The following is an 18714-nucleotide window of genomic DNA, read 5'->3' on the forward strand; positions in this document are numbered from 1 at the left end:
CGAATGAGCACATCATGCTTAGATCTACTAAAAAAGGCCCCCATCTTCTGGACACTTCTAATAGAAGTGTTCAGGCTATGAGGACCTTAGTGCCGAAGCAATCGTCTAACACCTTACATTTTATTTACTCGCCATCCGCAGGCGTTACAGCCCAGTGCAGCTCGGTCTCGAGCTCTTCCGCATTGGCTGCGCTAGCTTCCTCGGACCAGCCGAATTGCTCGGCCATGAAGGCGTGAACGCCTTCTTTCCATTGCAGGACACGGTTGCGGTCGAACAGCAGATTGCCTGAACGGCGAATCCAGAAATCGACCGGCTTGTTCGTCATTTCGTAGCGGATCGCGAAGATCAGCTCAAGCAAGAGTGCGAGTGGAAGTCCCGTACGCGTCGATTCTTTCTGGCCTTCAGGAACAAGCTCCAGAATCGTCTTCATGTTCGTTCCGAAGCGGCGTGCAAGACGCTCAGCATCGGCTTTATGAAGGCCCGCTTTCGCTCCCTCAGCCGTTTTCTCCTTGACGAATGCTTCATAACGGCTTGAACCGCCAACGTCACCGCCAGAGATCGGCAGGTTCTTCGTCTGGCTCGGTCCGATTCCAGCACGGCCAGCTGCAGTCAGCTGCTCCGCTACCTTGTTCACGACCATCTCAGCCATTTTACGATAGCCCGTCAGCTTACCGCCTGCAATAGAAATCAGGTCAGAATCCGATTGGAAGATTTCATCACGACGCGAAATTTCCGAAGGGTCCTTGCCCTCTTGGTGAATCAGCGGACGAAGTCCTGCCCAGCTGGATTCCACATCCTCTGCCTTCAGCTTCAAGCTAGGGAACATTCCGTTAGCCGTCTGCAGAATATAATCCAAATCCTTAGCCGTCATACGTGGATACGCAATATCGGTTTTGTAGTTCGTATCCGTTGTTCCGATATACGTCTTGCCATCACGCGGAATGGCGAACAGCATACGGCCATCCGGAGCATCGAAGTAGATCGCTTGCTTCAGCGGGAAGCGCTTCTGATCGAACACGAGATGCACACCCTTGGTCAGATGAAGCGTTTTGCCTTTTTTCGAGCCATCCTTCTCACGAAGGGTGTCTACCCAAGGTCCTGCAGCATTAACGATTTTCACGGCATGCACTTCGCCCGCATTGCCAGACAGCAGATCGCGCACGTTAGCTCCAACGACCTTCCCATTGTCATAGATGAAGGACTCTACCTTCACATAAGGAATCGACAGCGCACCGAGCTCAACTGCTTTTTTCATAACCTCAATCGTAAGTCTTGCATCATCCGTGCGGTATTCGACGTAGTAGCCGCCGCCCTTCATGCCTTCGCGCTTCAGAAGCGGCTCACTGCTCATGGTTTGATCTACGCTGAACATTTTGCGACGCTCGCCGCGTTTGACGCCTGCCAGGAAATCATAGACGCGAAGTCCTACCGATGTGCTGAATTTACCGAATGTACCGCCTTGATAGAAGGGCAGCAACATCCACTCTGGTGTAGTAACGTGTGGGCCGTTCTCATACACGATTGCCCGTTCCTTACCAACCTCGGCAACGACACCGATCTCCAGCTGCTTCAAATAGCGAAGTCCACCGTGAACGAGCTTCGTCGAGCGGCTCGAAGTTCCCGCAGCGAAATCTTGCATATCCACTAGAGCTGTACGCAGTCCACGCGTCTGTGCATCAAGTGCAATACCCGCCCCTGTAATTCCTCCGCCAATAACGAGCAGATCAAATGGCTGTTCCTGTATTTTATTGAATAGATCATTCCTGTTCAGAGCATTAAATCGACCGTCATTCTTGTTGTTAGTCATTCCTGTCCACCTCATTCTATAGTATTAGGAAATCGAACACAGAAAAACCGCGAACACCTCTCACTATGCAAAAAAATGCATAAGGAAAGGTTCTCGCGGTTTCTCCCGATCTCCGACCATGTATTAACTTAATCGCATCATACCATAATATGCTGTTGAAGGAAAGCCCCTCGTTCTTCTTCCAATCTTAGCTTATCTGAACGCCATAGCCGCTTTAACGGCTTTCTTCCACCCCGCATGCAGCTCGTCGCTCCGCTCCTGCTCCATCGCCGGATGGAATTCCCGCTCAGACTTGCGCAGCGCGGCGATCTGCTCGCGGCTCTCCCAATAACCGACGGCGAGCCCCGCCAGATAAGCAGCTCCAAGTGCTGTCGTCTCGCTCACAGCTGGACGCTGTACCGGTACGCCGAGCAGATCACTCTGGAATTGCATCAGCATATCGTTGCGGATCGCACCGCCATCTACACGAAGCGATCTCAGCTCCACCTCAGCTGATTGCTCCATCGCATCCAGAACATCCTTCGCCTGATAAGCAATCGCTTCAAGCGTTGCCCGGACAAAATGCTCCCGCTTCGTTCCGCGCGTCATCCCGAACGCTGAACCGCGAACCTCGCTGTCCCAATAAGGAGTACCCAGGCCTACGAATGCAGGCACGACATATACGCCATCTGTCGAATCGACTGAGGAAGCAAGCAGCTCGCTCTCCTCCGCCGTTACAATCATCCCAAGGCCATCACGCAGCCATTGGATTGCAGAGCCAGCCACGAAGACACTTCCCTCAAGCGCATAAGTCACTTGACCATCAATGCCCCAAGCAATTGTAGTCAGGAGTCCATGCTTGGAATGGATCGGCGTGTCGCCGGTATTCATGAGCATGAAGCAGCCTGTTCCGTACGTATTCTTCGTATCCCCTTCTTCGAAGCAAGCATGCCCGAACAAGGAGGATTGCTGATCCCCTGCTGCGCCTGCGATAGCGACTGATCCGCCAAACAGCTGCGCCTCTGTAGTGCCGTACACCTCAGAGGACGAACGAACACTCGGCAGCATGGAAGCTGGAATTCCAAGTATATTCAGCAGCTCCTCATCCCACTTAAGCTCATGAATGTTGTACACCAGAGTACGCGATGCATTGGAGAAGTCCGTCACATGTGCCGCGCCGCCAGTAAGCTTCCAGATCAGCCAGCTATCTACGGTACCGAACAATAGCTTGCCTGCCTCCGCTTGCTCACGCGCACCCTCGACATGATCCAGAATCCATTTCACCTTCGTACCTGAGAAATAGGGATCGATGAGCAGACCTGTTTTGCTGCGGAACAGCTCTTCATGGCCTGCTTCCTTCAGCTCTGTACAGATTCCCGCCGTCTGGCGCGACTGCCACACCACTCCATTGTAAACAGGCTTTCCTGTCTCCTTATCCCATACAACCGCGGTCTCACGCTGATTCGTAATGCCGATAGCTGCGATCTGCTCCGGCTTCAGCCGCTGCTTCGCGATCACTTCCCGAATAACATGAAGCGAGGTTTCCCACAGCTGCTCAGCATCGATCTCTACCCAGCCCGGTTGTGGGAACAGGCAAGTGACATCCGTCTGCGCCACCGCGCATGGCACCCCTGAATGGTTGAATAGAATCGCCCTCGTACTGGTCGTTCCTTGATCCAGCGCTAAAATATAGGTTTCCTGATGCATAATCATAATATGATGTCCTCCTCTAGATTGTCCTATAACAAGATCTACACTCTATGCTAAGCTTGTGCGTAATTTTTCCACAGATCCTTGCGGGAGGTCGTAACGGCAACTGCCCCTGCAGACAGCGCCAGCTCCACATCATCTCCGGTTCGGATCAAGCCTCCTGCAAGTATGGGGGTGTCTGTCCGCTCATACACTTCCTTAATGATATGCGGCATGATCCCCGGCAGCACCTCGATATAATCCGGCTTGGTGCGTCCGACGAGCGCGATGCTTTTCTCCAGTGCATTCGTATCGAGCAGGAACAGACGTTGAATGGCGATTAAGCCATTCTGCTTCGTCTTCTGAATCACGACCGATCTCGTCGATATGATTCCGGCAGGCCGAACATGCTGACATAGAAACTCAGCTGCATATTCATCATTTTTGAGCCCTTCAATCAGATCCGCATGAATGAGCATTTTTTTGCCATGCCTAGATGCCTCATCCACCGCGCCCTTCAGCTGTCCGATATGGCTGTCAAGCAGCACCAAATACTGATATGGCGAAGCTACCAGAGCCTCGAAGTCCTTCCAGCCGCGCACAGCTGGCACAATCTTTTGTCCAAAAAATGACATATGCTCGCCTTCCTTCACCCGTTCCTATTCGTTCCTGCCTGCTTGCAGCTGCTTCTAATCGTCAGACTCGTAGGTAGTATCACTTTCTTCGGAATATCCCGTTTGGTCGTCAAGCGCTCCGCTAGCAGCTCAACCGCTATCTCTCCCATGTACTCCATGTGAACCTTCACCGTCGTCAGCGGAGGCTGGACGAATTCCGACATCGGCATGTCGTTGAATCCGATCAAGGACACCTGACCTGGAACCTCAATTCCCGCTTCATACAGCGCACGCAGAGCGCCAACGGCCATGGAATCATTTTCGATGAAAAAAGCAGACGGAAGCCGCTGCTCCTCAATCGCACGATTCATCAGCATATAGCCATCCTCGGAGAACAGATTGTCTCCGGTGAAGATGCAGGCCGGGTCCAGCAGATCTTTGTCTGCCATGTACTCGCAGAAGCTCTTCTCCCGCTCATCGCGGACTGGCTTGCCGTCCACCGTATTACGCCCGCCAATGTAGCCAATGCTGGAATGCCCCAGCTTCACTAGATAATCGAGCGCTTCCGTCACCGACTTGCGCAGGTCGATCACAACCGAATCGAAGCGCTGCTCGTCTGGGGAGCAATCGACGAATACGATTTTGTCCATATGAACCGGGAACTTGCTCAAGTCCTCCTGCTCGAAGCGGCCAATCGCAATCAAGCCATCCAGCTCTCCGACCCATTCGCTATAATAGGAGCCATTGCCAAGCAGCAGCTTAACGACTTCCATTCGGCGCTTGTAGGCTTCCCTCTCAACACCAAGCCTCACCGCCATATAATAAGGATCGAGCATTTCTTCCTGATCGGAATACCAGTTCACAAGTCCAATCCGGTAAGTCTCCTTGGTATGCCCGTTCCCGGCGCTTCTCTCTCGAAGCGTTCTATAATTCAATTCCTGTGCGACCTCGAATATGCGCTTGCGCGTATGCTCGGCTACAGATAAGGTGGAGTCATAATTGAGCACCCGCGACACGGTAGCAATCGATACGCCCGCTTGCTGTGCAATATCCTTAATGGTTGCCATAAGTATAAGTAAGTCCTTTCTTGAATGACCACTTCCTAAGCTTCTGTGGAAGCGTTTGCGATTCTTTATTCAAATAATAGTATTAATTTTACTTAAAGTCTAGCGATATTTTACTTAAAATTTTACTTATTCTACGGCAGTTACTGTATTCGGCCATGGCACTGGCACTCGCACTGGTACTGACTTGACCAGCCAAATGTTGCACTAAGGCTATTTTTTCTTAAGCTAATGATTTTATTTCCTTCCATTGTCGTTGATCTAGCCTCTGCCAGCCTTAACCCCATCTGCTGCTGCTATTATTTCCTTATTACGAAATGAAGTTCTCCTGTTACTGTTATTTCTTCCTATCATTGATGAAACACCATTCTGCGCAGTAAATAGAGAAATAAGTTGCTTAACGACAGAAAATTTGAGGTTAACGGTAGTGTGCGCAGCTTTGCAACCCCATTTCACTTGTGGAGGGAGTCGAGCTGCCTAATCTTTTTATACGAAGCAATCCTTAATCCTCCTTATATTTCCCCTTCTTCTCTAATACCCTATATGTAGGAATGCAACAACTCTCTATACATCGTCCATTAAGCTCTATCAATAGATGGCTCGCCACCCTATTCCATTCTTAGAAAGGGGTATAATCATGGATCGTACAGAGCTGTATCGTAAGCTCATGCTGAGGATTTCTGGCAACAAGACTGTAGAGAGCTTGTCTTTGAAATTCGGGAAGCGGCTGGCGGGCAAGTTCATCGCAGGCAGTACGCTGAGCGAAGCGCTCGATGAGATTGAGGTATTGAATAAGAGAGGCATTATGGTCACCCTCGACCATCTAGGCGAAGGCATTCAGCAATTGAAGGAAGCTTCCGAGTATAAGGAGGAATATTTGCGGCTGGTGGATGGCCTTGCAAGCAGGAAGCTGAACGCCAACCTCTCGTTGAAGCCATCCCAGATGGGACTCGCGCTCGACAAAGAGGCTTGCTACAGCAATATCAAAGCGGTCGTATGGCGGGCCAATAAGCATCAGCTGTTCGTGCGAATCGACATGGAGGATTCCTCGTTCACCCAAGCGACGATTGATATCGTTCACCGCCTGCATTCTGGAGGCTTGAAGAACGTTGGCACCGTCCTCCAAGCCTACCTTCATCGCACGGAGAATGATGTGAAGCAATTGATGCAGAAGAACGTAAGTCTGCGGCTTGTCAAAGGCGCCTATCAAGAGCCGAGTACGATCGCTTATCAGCAGAAAAGTGAGGTGCTGAGCAACTTCAAAGCGATCATCAAGCTGCAGCTCGACCAAGGGGTCTATACCGCCGTCGCTTCGCATGATGACCGAATCATTGATTGGGTGAAGAGCTATACGCGTGCCAAAAAAATCCCCAAAGACGCGTTCGAATTCCAGATGCTGTATGGTCTGCGAATGGGCGAGCAGGAGAAGCTGGCACAGGAGGGCTATCGCATTCGCTGCTACGTCCCTTACGGCAGCATGTGGTATCCCTATTACACGCGCCGGCTTGCCGAGAAGCCCGCAAATCTGATGCTCGTACTCAAAAATATATTCAAGGCTTGAACTTCAGCTGAAGAGCAGCCCTTAGCGTTCGCATAGCGATCTCCTCGCTAATATAGAGCTGCTCTGCCTCCGCATGCGCAATAAGCTCGAAGCGCAGCTTGTCACCGGGCTTAAGCTGTGCCAGCAGCGGAATATCGACTGAGGCGACCTGCGCTATTCGCGGATACCCTCCCGTCGTCTGACGATCAGCCATCAGTATAATTGGATTGCCAGCAGGCGGCACCTGCACCGTGCCTATCGCTACAGCCTCTGACAGCAGCTCCAGCGGTGAAGATAACTGCAGCTCTGAGCCGCCATCCAAGCGATAGCCCATGCGGTCAGACTGCGGACCGATCCGATACGGCTGCTCGAAGAAGCTGGCTCTGGCAGCAGCTGTGAACTGCCCGTTATGCGTACCAGGCATGACGCGAATGACGGTCTCCTCCTGCCTAGCACGGCTCTCTATGGGATACGCATGCCAAGCAACTGTCGACCACTGCGCCCCGCTATAGCCGCTGCTGCTTAGCTGGCTCTCTATGCGCATGGACAAAGCCCCCGCTTCTCCTGCAGTAACCTGATCGCCCGCACGAAGAGCCCGGCCTTCATAGCCGCCAGCACCTCCGCGAATATAAGTGCTTCTGCTGCCCAGCCATACCGGAACGTCTACCCCGCCCGCAATCGCGACATACGCTCGGCAGCCTTGGATCAGGGCGCTGAACTTCATAACGGAGCCTCCGTTTATAAGAACTGGACGCCATAGTGGAACGCGGCTGCCCGTTACCGTTACGAGCATGTCCGCTCCGCAGATGGCAATGAGCATTGTCCGTTCAACAAGCAGCTCGGCACCAGAGAGGGTCAGTTCAATAACGGCTGCTCCCTCCCTATTTCCGATCAGACTATTCGCGACTCTCGCCGCTCTCTTATCCATCGCCCCGCCAACGATGACTCCATACTTCTGGTACTGATAACGTCCCAGGTCCTGAATCGTTGCCAGCAGTCCTGGACGGATCACTTGGAGGCTCATCGCAGCTTCCCCTTCGCTATGTCATCGAATTGCTCTCTGTTAATGGCAGTGAATCGGACAGAGTCGCCAGCTTGCAAGAGGCTCGGCGCTTCCTCCTCCAGCGGGCGGAACAGCGCCAGCGGCGTCTGACCGATGAGCTGCCAGCCGCCTGGCGTCGGAACCGAATAGACGCCTGTCTGTCCACCCGCAATGCCTACGCTTCCTGCGGGAATAAGGGGGCGCGGCGATCCTCTCCGAGGGGCTGCAATTCGCTTTGACATCCCTCCCAGATAGGGGAACCCGGGAGCAAATCCAATCATGAACACGGTATATACAGCACTCGTATGGATAGCGATGACCTCTTCCTCATCAAGTCCATTATGCTGGGCAACATAGGACAGGTCTGGCCCCAGCTCATCGCCATAGCATACAGGTATTTCTACCATTCTAGGTGCAGGTTGTTCTCCAACTGAAGGAACAGCGTCTACTGCAGCACTTAAATAGGAGCAGACTGTCTCATACACCGCAGTCTTGCTCGCAAGACCCTCCACGCGGTGGCATGCCACGACAAAGGGATCATAATGGACCGTCACAGCTGCAAAGGAAGGTACGCATTCAATCATTCCTGCGAAGGGCTCCTGCTCCAGTGTGCCTAGCAGCGCGTTCACTCGAAGATGAATATCCTCATGAATCATTTGCTCGAATCTGACGATGACGGCGGAGTCGCCGAGCGGCAATAGCTCATATTCATGCTCCCTCAAGATTCTCATCGCCTCTCCTCCCCCTATACTCCAGCTCTCTTCACTTGTATGCCAGCCTGACTCAGCGCTTCTCTCAGCCTAATCACCTGCTGAAGCGCATCCTTCGTATCGCCGTGAATGCATATCGTATCGGCTCTGAGCGGAATGTCTTCTCCTTGCCTAGAGCGCACAGTTCCATGCTTGATTAATCCAATCACTTGCTCAATCGATCGTTCTGGCTGATGGATCACTGCCCCTTCAATGCTCCGTGGAGTAAGCGATCCATCTGACTCGTAGGTGCGGTCAGCGAACGCTTCATGCATCGTCTTCAGCCCGATCGCTTCTCCTGCCAGAGTAAGCTCACTGCCCGCAAGACCGAACAGGATAAGCTGCGGATCGAAGCTGTGCACCGCCTTCGCAATAGCAGCTGCCAGCGGCCTGCTCCCAGCAGCCATATTATAGAGAGCGCCATGCGGCTTAACATGCTCAAGCCTTCCCCCCGCAGCACATGCGAAAGCATAGATCGCCCCGATCTGATAGAGCGTCATATCATAGGCTTCCTCAGGTGTAATCGCCATTGCCCGTCGACCGAAGCCAGCCAAATCCGGCAGACCGGGATGAGCGCCGATTGCGACGCCGCACTCCAAAGCCAGCTTGACCGTCTTGCGCATCGTAGACGGATCGCCCGCATGAAACCCGCAGGCGATATTCGCAGAAGTAATGTGACGCATCAATTCCTCGTCGTCACCTGCTCGATAAGCGCCGAACCCTTCTCCCATATCGCCGTTCAAATCAACGGTTAACCTCACTATCGCAGCCCCCTTCCAAGCTGGTGGGCAGCTAAATTAAGTCCCGCTGCCCAAGCCCAAGCTTATCAATGCTTTCGGATAGCTCGTCAGCACCTCTACCGAGCCGTCCTCCTTAATATAGACATCATCCTCAATACGGACGCCGCCGATGATATCATCATAAATACCCGGTTCAATTGTGAACAGCAGTCCCATCTCAATCAACGTATCATTGCTTCCCGATACGGAAGGCTGCTCATGCACCTCCATGCCGAAGCCGTGCCCGACACGATGAGTGAACAATGGGCCATATCCGGCATCCGTAATGACATCACGCGCAGCCTTATCGACAGCTGCCAGCGGAACTCCGGCACGAGCAGCTTCAATGGCCGCCATATTGCCAGCGAGCACAGTCTCATACAGCTTGCGCTGCTCCTCAGTCGGCTCGCCCATGATGAAGGTACGCGTAATATCAGAGCAATAGCCTCCCGCCTCAACCCCAATATCAATAAGGACGAAATCCCCTTCCTCGATCGGATACGGACCTGGCGTACCATGCGGCAGCGCCGTGCGAGCGCCAGTCAATACAATACTCTCGAAGGCTGGTCTGTCCGCTCCCAGCTTACGCATCTCATACTCAAGCTCGGCTGTCAGCTCAAGCTCAGTCATGCCAGGGACCGCAATCCTTGCCGCATGAGCAACGACCTTCTCGACGATCTCTACAGCGCGGCGAACCTTCTCGATCTCTTCCTCGCTCTTCTTCATTCGCAGAGATAGAAGCACTTCCTCCAGATCAACAAACGCCACATTCGCGAAGGTATCCATCAGCTTCTCCGCTTTCGCTAAGGAAATCGCATTCTTCTCTACTCCGAGCTTCAGTAGGGATTGCCCCGTATGCTGCTTCAATAGCTCATAAGCATCCTCGCCATCAGAGATGGGCACCATATTGTGCACAATCGCAGATTCCTTGGCGGAAGCCAGATCAAGCAGCGGCATGTACAGATTCTCCACTCCACTCTCAGCTTCTATGGATAGAGCAAGGAACCGCTCATGAGGATTGCACTGAAATCCGGTCAAATAATAGACATTAGCAGGAGACGTAATGAGCGCGGCATCGATGCCATTCTGTCTCAAATAATCCCTCACATATTGTTTGCGTGCTTGCCACACATTGCTCATTGTCCTACACCTCTTCATTAGTCTTGTTTATTGATTATATAAGATTAGCATACCTAGGGGAAACTCCATGAACGGATCTACAAGCGACCTTGGTATTTCCTGAGCATCCCATTACAATAGATAGATAAGGTTGAAGCTGTACCTTTGTCACAGCGCTGTATACGAAAGGAATGATCGATTCATGTTAACTTTTGAACAGAAACTGAACAACTATGCTGACATTATTGTAAAAGTCGGAGCAAATATTCAGCCCGGGCAATCCGTTATTCTAACCGCAGCCATTGATGCGGCAGAGCTTGCGCGGCTCGTCATTAAGAAAGCGTATGAGGTCGGCGCTTATCAGGTTAAGGTGAACTGGACGGACGATGCCGCTTCAAGGATCAGATTCGATCTCGCTCCTCTTGAATCTTTGTCGGAAGAGCCCACCTATGAAGCGGCGGAGAAGCTGGAGCTCTCCAAGAACGGCTCTGCATCGATCACCATTGGAACGTCGGATCCTGATCTATACAAAGGCATTGCGATGGATCGCCTTAACCGCGCGAACATTGCCATGCGCAAAGCTACTGCCGGCTACCGCCAGCGGAATCAAGCGTTCCTCAATAGCTGGTCTCTTGCAACCGCACCGTCTGCTGCATGGGCAGCCAAAGTTTTCCCCGATCTGCCCGAGGAAGAGCAGATTGCTAAGCTGTGGGATACGATTTTCCGTATGGTTCGTGCCGATCAGCCAGATCCGATTGAGGCTTGGAAGAAGCATACGGCTGAGCTCAAGCGGCTTGCCCAATATCTCAATAACAAGAGCTATAAGCAACTGGAATATACCGCTCCCGGCACCAACCTGACGATCCAGCTTCCAGACAACCATCTGTGGCTGGGTGGAGCGAAGAGCAATGAGCAAGGCGTCTGGTTCGTTCCCAACCTGCCTACAGAGGAAGTGTACACAGCACCATTCCGTACAGGCGTTAACGGTACAATAGCAAGCACGAAGCCGCTAAGCTACAACGGCAATATTATTGATAAGTTCTCGTTCACCTTCAAGGATGGTCGGGTCACAGACGTCAGTGCCGAGCTGGGAGAGGAAGCTCTCCGCGGCTTGATCGACACCGATGAAGGCTCACATTATCTAGGCGAGGTGGCGCTAGTGCCTCATCGCTCCCCGATCTCTGATTCCAACATCCTGTTCTACAAAACGATTTTCGATGAGAATGCCTCCTGTCATCTTGCTGTCGGCAGCGCCTATTCCTCCTGTATTGAGGGAGGCTCCAAGCTGTCCCAAGAGGAGCTGCTGGAGAGAGGCATCAACACCAGCCTCGCTCACACCGACTTCATGGTCGGCTCCGCAGAGCTGGACGTATACGGCGTTACCGCAGATGGAACCCGGGAGCCTGTGCTTATAGAGGGCAATTGGGCATTCTAGAATAAATAAGCTCTTTCTAATAGGTGGTCAAGCCCCAATATTGTAGACAATGAAAAAAATCTAAACTATTTAATGACAAAGCGGCGGACCAAATTTTGGTCCGCCGTTTCTATCATTGAACTATCGTTGCCCTTTACGTAAAAGCTGTTGTTCCAAAAGAGCAACCAACACCGCCGCGGTTTCTTTTAAGCGACCTTTGGCATTTTTTGAATCTACAGGCTCTAACCAACCAAATCCGTCAGATTCGTAGCGTGGGAAGACGTGCATATGATAATGGGTTATATCATTAAACGTTCCGTTATTCTGAAGAATAGTAATGCCTTGTGGTTGAAAATGTGATTTTAGAAGCATGGTGAGGAACCTTGATGAACGCATAACCTCAATTGCAGTTGCCTCATCTAAGTCATCGACATCGCGAAAATGTTTCTTTGGCAGGATTAGCATGTGTCCCTCATTTAGAGGGGCGATATCTAAAATGCACGTGACCCTATCATTTTCATAAATAATATTGGCCTCAATCTCTTTATTGGCTAATTGGCAGCCAAGACAAGTACTCTCGGACATTTTCCTTCCCCTAGTTTATGGCAAGTCGCACACTCCGTTTACACACAGCATAGCTACCTTCACATGATATTTACATTATATTCTTAATAATTTTAGGATCAACATAAGGTATGACCGAAATGCACTTATCCTTATGAGGGCAGGGGCATGACCAATGAAACTCCTGTAATGGGATCCCAGGAACATTAGAAGAAATTCTTACTCTACGTCACTCACACCATTACTTGATGGCCCGCATGTTTCCATACGTTCTAACTTTAGACCCGTACATTCGGAAGTTCGTCAGTTCCAAAAAGAAATCTTTGAACATTCTTACCATATCAAATATATTTCGTTATCCTGCCCTTTGCTTCAGCAACAAACCGGCAGCGTATCTCTGATCTGTTGCCGGTTTGTTGTTTTAAACTAAAGTCTCCCGTTAGCTGAACGCTCTACCCAATTCGGTATATGATGTGCAAAATATTGTCCAACCTTGGTTAGTTCTTTCATAACGAAAGTAATTCTCTTTTCGTCAAGAAACCAATTATCTTTGTTAGTTCCAGTCTTATCAGTTACAGGGGTTACCATAAAAGTAGTTTCATTAAAATCAACCTGATAAGTCAACAAGGCTCGTCTTGCATGATATGATTTACAAACTAGTATCGCCTTAGAGGGGCGAACCCCCTTTTGTTGAAGTACATGTCTGGAAAATCTTGAGTTTTCAAAGGTGTTGGTTGCCTTATCCTCACGGAGGATTGCATTTTCGGGTACGCCTAGTGCTATTCCAATATTACGAAGAAATTCCCATTCCGTCGTTTTTACATTCGGTGTCGAACCACCTGAAGGCAATATGTATGGCGCAAAACCCTGATGAAATAATTCAGCTGCTTTTTCCATCAGCTGCGGATGGCTTCCTCCGGGAATCATGATGACATCAGCGGGTTCAATATATGTTTCAAAAAACATAAACTCTGTAATACAATCAAACGGATATGACATTCAAGTTCCTCCCCCATTACTACACACCATTATATTACCATATATTAGAAGTATTCTGCCCTTTAGTTGAGAAAACGGCAGCTCATCATGTGTGAGCTGCCGTAGTGTCTTTATTGAGCTAATGTTCCTCGTTAGCTTAATGCCGTGGCGCATAAATACGGTCAGTATCGATATCAATTACAACATCTGACCTAACATCTATTTCGTGTGAAGAAGGTAGACGCTCAAATTGAAACATCCTACAAAAGATATCTGTAAATTCATTTATGTTTGTACAATGGTTTTTGGCTGTTTCATATTTCTTTCTTAATTCCAAGATAGAACATGTCTTGCCGATAATAAGTGCATTATGGAAATAACCATCAATTTCAATTATCAAATTCATCACCGCCGGTTGCTAACCAGCCTGTAAGCTCAAATGTAATGATATATAAGATTGATAACGACAGCTCTTAGTTAGACTAAAGTTCCCCGTTAGCTCAATTTTGTTCATCAATACTAACTGATAAAATTGAGTAATGTGAGGAGTTAATCTGTTTCAAAACTTCCAATGCAGCAAGTTTTCGATACTTCATTCCTGCCTTCCAAGATTCAAGTGCAAATTGTTCTGCATAACTTGATTCAATAATACCTAGTGCCAAAAGTGCTCTTCTTTTTACATACTCGTCTGAGTCTTCATAATACTTAACAATAATCTCTTCTGCTTCCGGCAACATCAATGCGATGTGCGAAAGGTAATGTGCCAGCTGCCATTTGGTTTCAGCATCAGGATATGATACTCCCTGCTTCGCAAGAAACAGTAAATTTTCCGGGGTATCGGTCAATTTATGAACCAAGAATTCACACTCATTATCCCTCCCGATAATATATAACAAATTATTTATTGTTCTTTGATCCCAATCACAATAAGTTGTGGTGTCTATTAAAATATCAAATATCTTATTTAGTAGTTCCCAGTTGTGATACGTTGTTTCCCACTCAAATTCATGCTTTATAGTCTTAGACCACTGCCAAAAAGCATCAATTTGCTCATCAAGTTTCTGATAAATATCTTTATTTGGATCGTGAATTATCTTGTACAAATCGTCCATAAAACACCACCAAGAGTTTATTCTGATAATACCACATATTGGAACTATCCTGCCCGTTAGCATAATAAAATGAGCAGGCCACCTCAGTGCCTGCTCATCCATGTGTGTGATTCAACTAACGTCTCCCGTTAGCTAAATCAAAAATCCTCATTCCATAGTCTTATCACCTCTTTTAGTTCTAAATTTTCAAAACTTAATTTATAAATGATTTAAAAAATCCAATCCATAACTTGAATCAAAATAATTGATCATCAAAGTCATTACAAGTCCATGTGTTCCCATAGCTATTTTTTTCCCAGAGTGCTCTTTTAATATGTTTTTTATCACTGATATCGATCTATTCTGGCAATCAGAATTAGACTCTCCACCCGGCAAAGAATAATCAAAATCATAAAATTTCTCTCTAATAACAGACATTAAATTTCCAATAATTTCTCCCGCAAAATGCCTTTCCCTGAGATCTTCAGATGTTTCGATATCTAGTCCCAAGTTTTGTGCTAATCCCTCAATACTCAGAATTGCTCGGTTATATGGGCTAGATATAATAATATCTATTCCTTCTTCTTTAAGAATTTCTGTAACTTTTTCAACATCGCCCTTGCCCTTTGTGGTGAGTCCTCTTGTTCTTTCAGTTCCTTCATCGTATGGTGATTCAGCATGCCTAACCATATAGATGATGGTGTTCATATAATCCTCCTTTAATTGTTAATTTATTATATTACTGTGATTTCACATAACGTGATATTCAAAGTTCGTGAATATTCCCTCTCAAAGTGTATTCGCGAAGTCATCTAGCTAGCGTGCCCTTTCGTAATGAAGAGCTACCACAAGGTAGCCCTTTCGCTACTCAACTATCGTTCTCCGTTAGCTCGATGACAATCTCCCAGCAGACTCAAGCTGCTTACGGAACTCACAGACCTTAACCGTGTTAAAAGTCGTGTTGACGCATTCTAACGGAACGGTAAGCCCTTATGTATCCAAATAGCCACTGCTCACCGTCGAAACGGTGCAAATAACGGCGACCCGTTCCATTAAACGCCACATACCACCTGAAATATAGGAATAACGTCTGTGAGTTCCATTAGGTTTCTGCAACTTAGTCATTTAATAAAACTGCCCGTTAGCGTAATGAAGAGCTACCACAAGGCAGCCCTTTCGATGTTCAACTAGCGTTTCCCGTTAGTTCAATCACGGTTGGTAATCACTTATGGACCAATATTCATCCGCTTCACTTAGACTTTTTAATGCCTTGTATGCAACTTTATCGTAAATATTACCGAACAAGTTAAATTTGTCATACCTAAACCAATTGTCCTTATCTCCAATCCTTTTTCTATTTTTAAGATTCAAATCATATGGGGTTACTTTGTTCGGCGGGAGTTTTTCTCCCCAATGATGAGTATGGCCCGCTGGAGAACAAACGGCTACTTCAATGATGAAACCACCACCATATTTATCAAACTGAAATGTTAGGAGGTCTATTTTCTTTTCGGTTACTCTTCGAAAATGCGGAAATGTACCTTTGAACCCACGCTCGCGCAAGCTGGGAATAACGATGTTTTTAAGTGAGTTCAGCATTTTATCTCTTTCTACTGACAACTACAATCACCCCAACTTTTTCTTTGCCCGACTAGATATTAGGATTCGATAATTCGTTGCATTATCCTGCCAGTTAACGTGACAAAGCTGCCGATAATGCCGGCAGCTTTGTCGTAAGTGTATATGGGTCTATCGTTTCCCTTTAGCGTATTAGCCTGACTTATAATTTATGTCACCGCTCATCGTAATGTATCTAACAGTTAATGATTTTTGAATAAACAGTTAGTATGAAATCACTTTCTGTTTCGTCATCATTTAAGTTTGATTCATCCGTCTCGATAATCGTAATACCATCAAACTGTGCTTCCTCTTTGTATTGAATCAGTACGTTCTCTATGTTACTTACCTTGTTCAATGTACAACCAAACGGTAACTCTAACCCCTCGTAATAGGAAACAACTGATAACCTAATCGCAGGTATTTGAGAATCTCCCCAAACGTAAAAATGAAACGATTTCCCCCTAAAATGCTTATTCAAATACATCAGCCATGAGTTTTCAATATAGAGAAAAACCTTTTCTAACTCATGAATTGAAACACTGTCTTTCTTAATTAATTTGTTTAGCTTCTGTATGGTGTGAAGATTATAATTAGCTTCCGCATTATATTGACCTCTATCATTAGAAAACAAGAGGTCTGGTTGTTCTGCTATCTGAACAATTTCGTTGTATGCCTTAATTCCTTTGTTACTTAGAAAGTCAATCATTAAACTGTTATCACCACTTTCAAAAAAATTATTCTCTATCACCAGTTCTGTTGTTTTGAACTAATGTTCACCGTTAGCTTAGTCCATGATCTTCGTCAATTAACCATGAGAACTCTTTTGCAATGGCGGTAGCAATATCAGCTATGGTCTGCTCCAGAATATCATCAATGTATTTGGGTAAATCAATCTCAATTAAATTAACTTCTTCTATCGCATCCAGTGAATCGAACCCATAGTTACCATCGTTATCAGCAGGTATTCCTCTTATCTTGATACGCTCTCCATTGATTTCTTTGAAAAATGTTAGGTGACTTGCCTTTTCGAATTCCAAAATATGAGTTAGGTATTGCTCTAGAACCTTTGACTTTACTTTTTTCGTGTAATCATCAGAATGGATACTAATGTAGTAATACATTAATTTCACCTCGCATGTCTTATATATCTCTAATTCGTGACATGCCAAATGTATCCCTTTAAGCAACGGTTCATTAATGTAATCTGCCAGTTAGCGTAACGAAGGGCTTCCGTTTGGCAGCCCTCTTGAAATTGAACTATCGTTCCCAGTTAGTTCAACGCCCTATAGTAATAAAAGGTCACATTTTTTGTTCAGAGCAGTTAGAAAAAGACTTCGAGCCTTTTTTCATCTACGTGAAGCACAGCAATAATGTAGCTCCCATCTGCTCGTTTCTTTGTTAGTATACTGAATTGAGGTTGAACCTGCCACGTCTTTAAGAGCTAATTAAATCATAGCGAAGCCCACATTCTGATGACTAGGTGTGGGCTATTTTACGCTTACTTATATAGACGAAACAAATAAGGCACAGCGTGCGTTTATACGGAAGAGAGTAATATCCCTATTTGCTTCAAGTCATCCGGCCATCGTTGAAGTTCTATTGCCGTTCAACCCGTGGTCCGACGTATTACCGGCTGCCTCCGTCTCTACGATGTGATCATCGCAACTCCCGGTGTTTTTATAAATGCGTTTTATAAAGAGAGGGGATGTTAACGCTCTAAGATGCTCTCTATGACACAAACCATTGAGTTATTAAGATGGTTACCTCATCTTCCCTTTGAATTCCATATGGCTCAGTTATATACATCATAATTTAATGAATGATCTAACCTAAGGAGGAAATGTGATGAAGAGGACCAAATCTGCGATTGTTTTTTTAGTCCTAATTTGTATCTTTATGATTTTATTGGGATGTAAGCCATCTGAGGATTTGACTCAATTAACAAGTGAAGAACAATTGGATTTCCCGATTGATCATTCCGTTAGTATTGATAAGGATTCTAACCGGCCTGAAAATTCAATACCTACAGCGACGAAAAATGATCAACCGCCTCAGTACATCGATGAAAGTAAATATGAAGGTGATGAATTAGGGATTGTAAAGACATTAAATAACATAGTGAAAGCTTTTTACGAGAAGGACATTGATGCATATAATTCATTCATTACAGGAGATATGACTCCAATTAAAGGGAAGCTTGATTTTAAAAAGCAGTTTTTAAGTATCGATAAATTAGATTTCACGGTGAAACCTGACCTTACACCTCCTGATGGTGCTAAACCTGTTTGGGTAGAATATACAGAGAAGATCGATGGTTACGAGGAAATTGAAACAGATAAGCAGATGTTTGTGTTTCAGCTTGAAAATAATGTTTGGAAATTACTTTATATAACTGATTCGTGGCGGTGGTAAGAATGATTCCGCTGACCTGCCGCGTCTTTAAGAGCTAATTAAATCATAGCGAAGCCCACATCCTGATGACTAGGTGTGGGCTATTTTACGCTTACCTTTTTCCTACCACCCTCTAGCATAATGTTCCAAGCGGTTGTTGCATTAAACTGCCCGTTCGTATTATGAGATCAACCATTTCTTTCTGGTTGATCCTTTTTGCATTTGCTTCGAGGATTAGAGTAGCCGGGTCGAACGTACCTGCCCGTGGGACTTG

At 47.1% G+C, this 18714-nt stretch carries 17 protein-coding genes and 1 pseudogene; 3 read left to right on the forward strand and 15 right to left on the reverse strand.

The genetic code is table 11. The annotated features are described in order from the left end of the window. Positions 1-124 precede the first annotated feature (124 nt). The 4 genes from AC6ESP_RS20805 to AC6ESP_RS20820 form a co-directional block, all read right to left on the reverse strand. The gene (locus tag AC6ESP_RS20805) at positions 125-1807 is read right to left on the reverse strand and encodes a glycerol-3-phosphate dehydrogenase/oxidase (protein ID WP_497098657.1); all 1683 of its coding nucleotides are present in this window, start codon (positions 1805-1807) and stop codon (positions 125-127) included. Between the two features lie 192 nt (positions 1808-1999). Continuing rightward, a complete protein-coding gene (glpK, locus tag AC6ESP_RS20810; RefSeq protein WP_497098675.1) occupies positions 2000-3493 on the reverse strand; it encodes a glycerol kinase GlpK in 1494 nt (497 codons plus the stop codon). Between the two features lie 56 nt (positions 3494-3549). Next, positions 3550-4110, reverse strand: a complete 561-nt coding sequence (locus AC6ESP_RS20815) for a glycerol-3-phosphate responsive antiterminator (protein WP_497098676.1) — start codon at positions 4108-4110, stop codon at positions 3550-3552. Positions 4111-4124: 14 nt separating this feature from the next. Continuing rightward, a complete protein-coding gene (locus AC6ESP_RS20820) occupies positions 4125-5156 on the reverse strand; it encodes a LacI family DNA-binding transcriptional regulator (RefSeq protein WP_497098658.1) in 1032 nt (343 codons plus the stop codon). A 634-nt stretch (positions 5157-5790) separates the two neighbouring features. Here AC6ESP_RS20820 and AC6ESP_RS20825 point away from each other — a divergent pair. After that, entirely contained in the window at positions 5791-6714 is a 924-nt protein-coding gene (locus tag AC6ESP_RS20825; protein WP_497098659.1) for a proline dehydrogenase family protein, read from the forward strand. Here the strand turns inward: AC6ESP_RS20825 and AC6ESP_RS20830 are convergent. The 4 genes from AC6ESP_RS20830 to AC6ESP_RS20845 form a co-directional block, all read right to left on the reverse strand. Continuing rightward, the gene (locus AC6ESP_RS20830; protein ID WP_497098660.1) at positions 6704-7717 is read right to left on the reverse strand and encodes a 5-oxoprolinase subunit C family protein; all 1014 of its coding nucleotides are present in this window, start codon (positions 7715-7717) and stop codon (positions 6704-6706) included. The two genes, AC6ESP_RS20825 and AC6ESP_RS20830, sit on opposite strands and share 11 nt — an antisense overlap. Next, the gene (gene pxpB, locus AC6ESP_RS20835; RefSeq protein ID WP_497098661.1) at positions 7714-8466 is read right to left on the reverse strand and encodes a 5-oxoprolinase subunit PxpB; all 753 of its coding nucleotides are present in this window, start codon (positions 8464-8466) and stop codon (positions 7714-7716) included. Before pxpB ends, AC6ESP_RS20830 begins: the two co-directional genes overlap by 4 nt. 14 nt (positions 8467-8480) lie before the next feature. After that, positions 8481-9215 (reverse strand): LamB/YcsF family protein, encoded by a 735-nt coding sequence (locus tag AC6ESP_RS20840; protein WP_497098677.1) that lies wholly within the window; start codon positions 9213-9215, stop codon positions 8481-8483. A 66-nt stretch (positions 9216-9281) separates the two neighbouring features. After that, entirely contained in the window at positions 9282-10403 is a 1122-nt protein-coding gene (locus AC6ESP_RS20845; protein ID WP_497098662.1) for a M24 family metallopeptidase, read from the reverse strand. A gap of 181 nt (positions 10404-10584) precedes the next feature. Between AC6ESP_RS20845 and AC6ESP_RS20850 the strand changes: the two genes are divergently transcribed. Then, a complete protein-coding gene (locus tag AC6ESP_RS20850) occupies positions 10585-11817 on the forward strand; it encodes an aminopeptidase (RefSeq protein WP_497098663.1) in 1233 nt (410 codons plus the stop codon). A 120-nt stretch (positions 11818-11937) separates the two neighbouring features. On the opposite strand, the gene AC6ESP_RS20855 is transcribed toward AC6ESP_RS20850, so the two are convergent. From AC6ESP_RS20855 to AC6ESP_RS20885, 7 genes and pseudogenes are all read right to left on the reverse strand, one after another. After that, complete coding sequence (locus AC6ESP_RS20855; RefSeq protein ID WP_497098664.1) at positions 11938-12381, reverse strand: HIT family protein; 444 nt, start codon at positions 12379-12381, stop codon at positions 11938-11940. A 405-nt stretch (positions 12382-12786) separates the two neighbouring features. Further along, complete coding sequence (locus AC6ESP_RS20860) at positions 12787-13359, reverse strand: YdcF family protein (RefSeq protein WP_497098665.1); 573 nt, start codon at positions 13357-13359, stop codon at positions 12787-12789. A gap of 479 nt (positions 13360-13838) precedes the next feature. Beyond that, positions 13839-14552 (reverse strand): HEAT repeat domain-containing protein, encoded by a 714-nt coding sequence (locus AC6ESP_RS20865; protein WP_497098666.1) that lies wholly within the window; start codon positions 14550-14552, stop codon positions 13839-13841. Positions 14553-14587: 35 nt separating this feature from the next. Then, positions 14588-15137 (reverse strand): annotated as a pseudogene (locus tag AC6ESP_RS20870) (histidine phosphatase family protein). A gap of 501 nt (positions 15138-15638) precedes the next feature. Further along, positions 15639-16049 carry a DUF4304 domain-containing protein gene (locus AC6ESP_RS20875; protein ID WP_497098667.1) on the reverse strand — a complete coding sequence of 137 codons (411 nt, stop codon included), beginning with the start codon at positions 16047-16049 and terminating at the stop codon, positions 15639-15641. Positions 16050-16242: 193 nt separating this feature from the next. After that, on the reverse strand, positions 16243-16797 hold the full coding sequence (locus AC6ESP_RS20880; protein WP_497098668.1) for a hypothetical protein: 555 nt from the start codon (positions 16795-16797) through the stop codon (positions 16243-16245). A gap of 31 nt (positions 16798-16828) precedes the next feature. Beyond that, complete coding sequence (locus AC6ESP_RS20885; protein ID WP_497098669.1) at positions 16829-17170, reverse strand: hypothetical protein; 342 nt, start codon at positions 17168-17170, stop codon at positions 16829-16831. 724 nt (positions 17171-17894) lie between these two features. Between AC6ESP_RS20885 and AC6ESP_RS20890 the strand changes: the two genes are divergently transcribed. Then, positions 17895-18461 carry a hypothetical protein gene (locus AC6ESP_RS20890; protein WP_497098670.1) on the forward strand — a complete coding sequence of 189 codons (567 nt, stop codon included), beginning with the start codon at positions 17895-17897 and terminating at the stop codon, positions 18459-18461. Positions 18462-18714: the final 253 nt, after the last annotated feature.

The organism is Paenibacillus xinjiangensis (genome assembly GCF_059686975.1).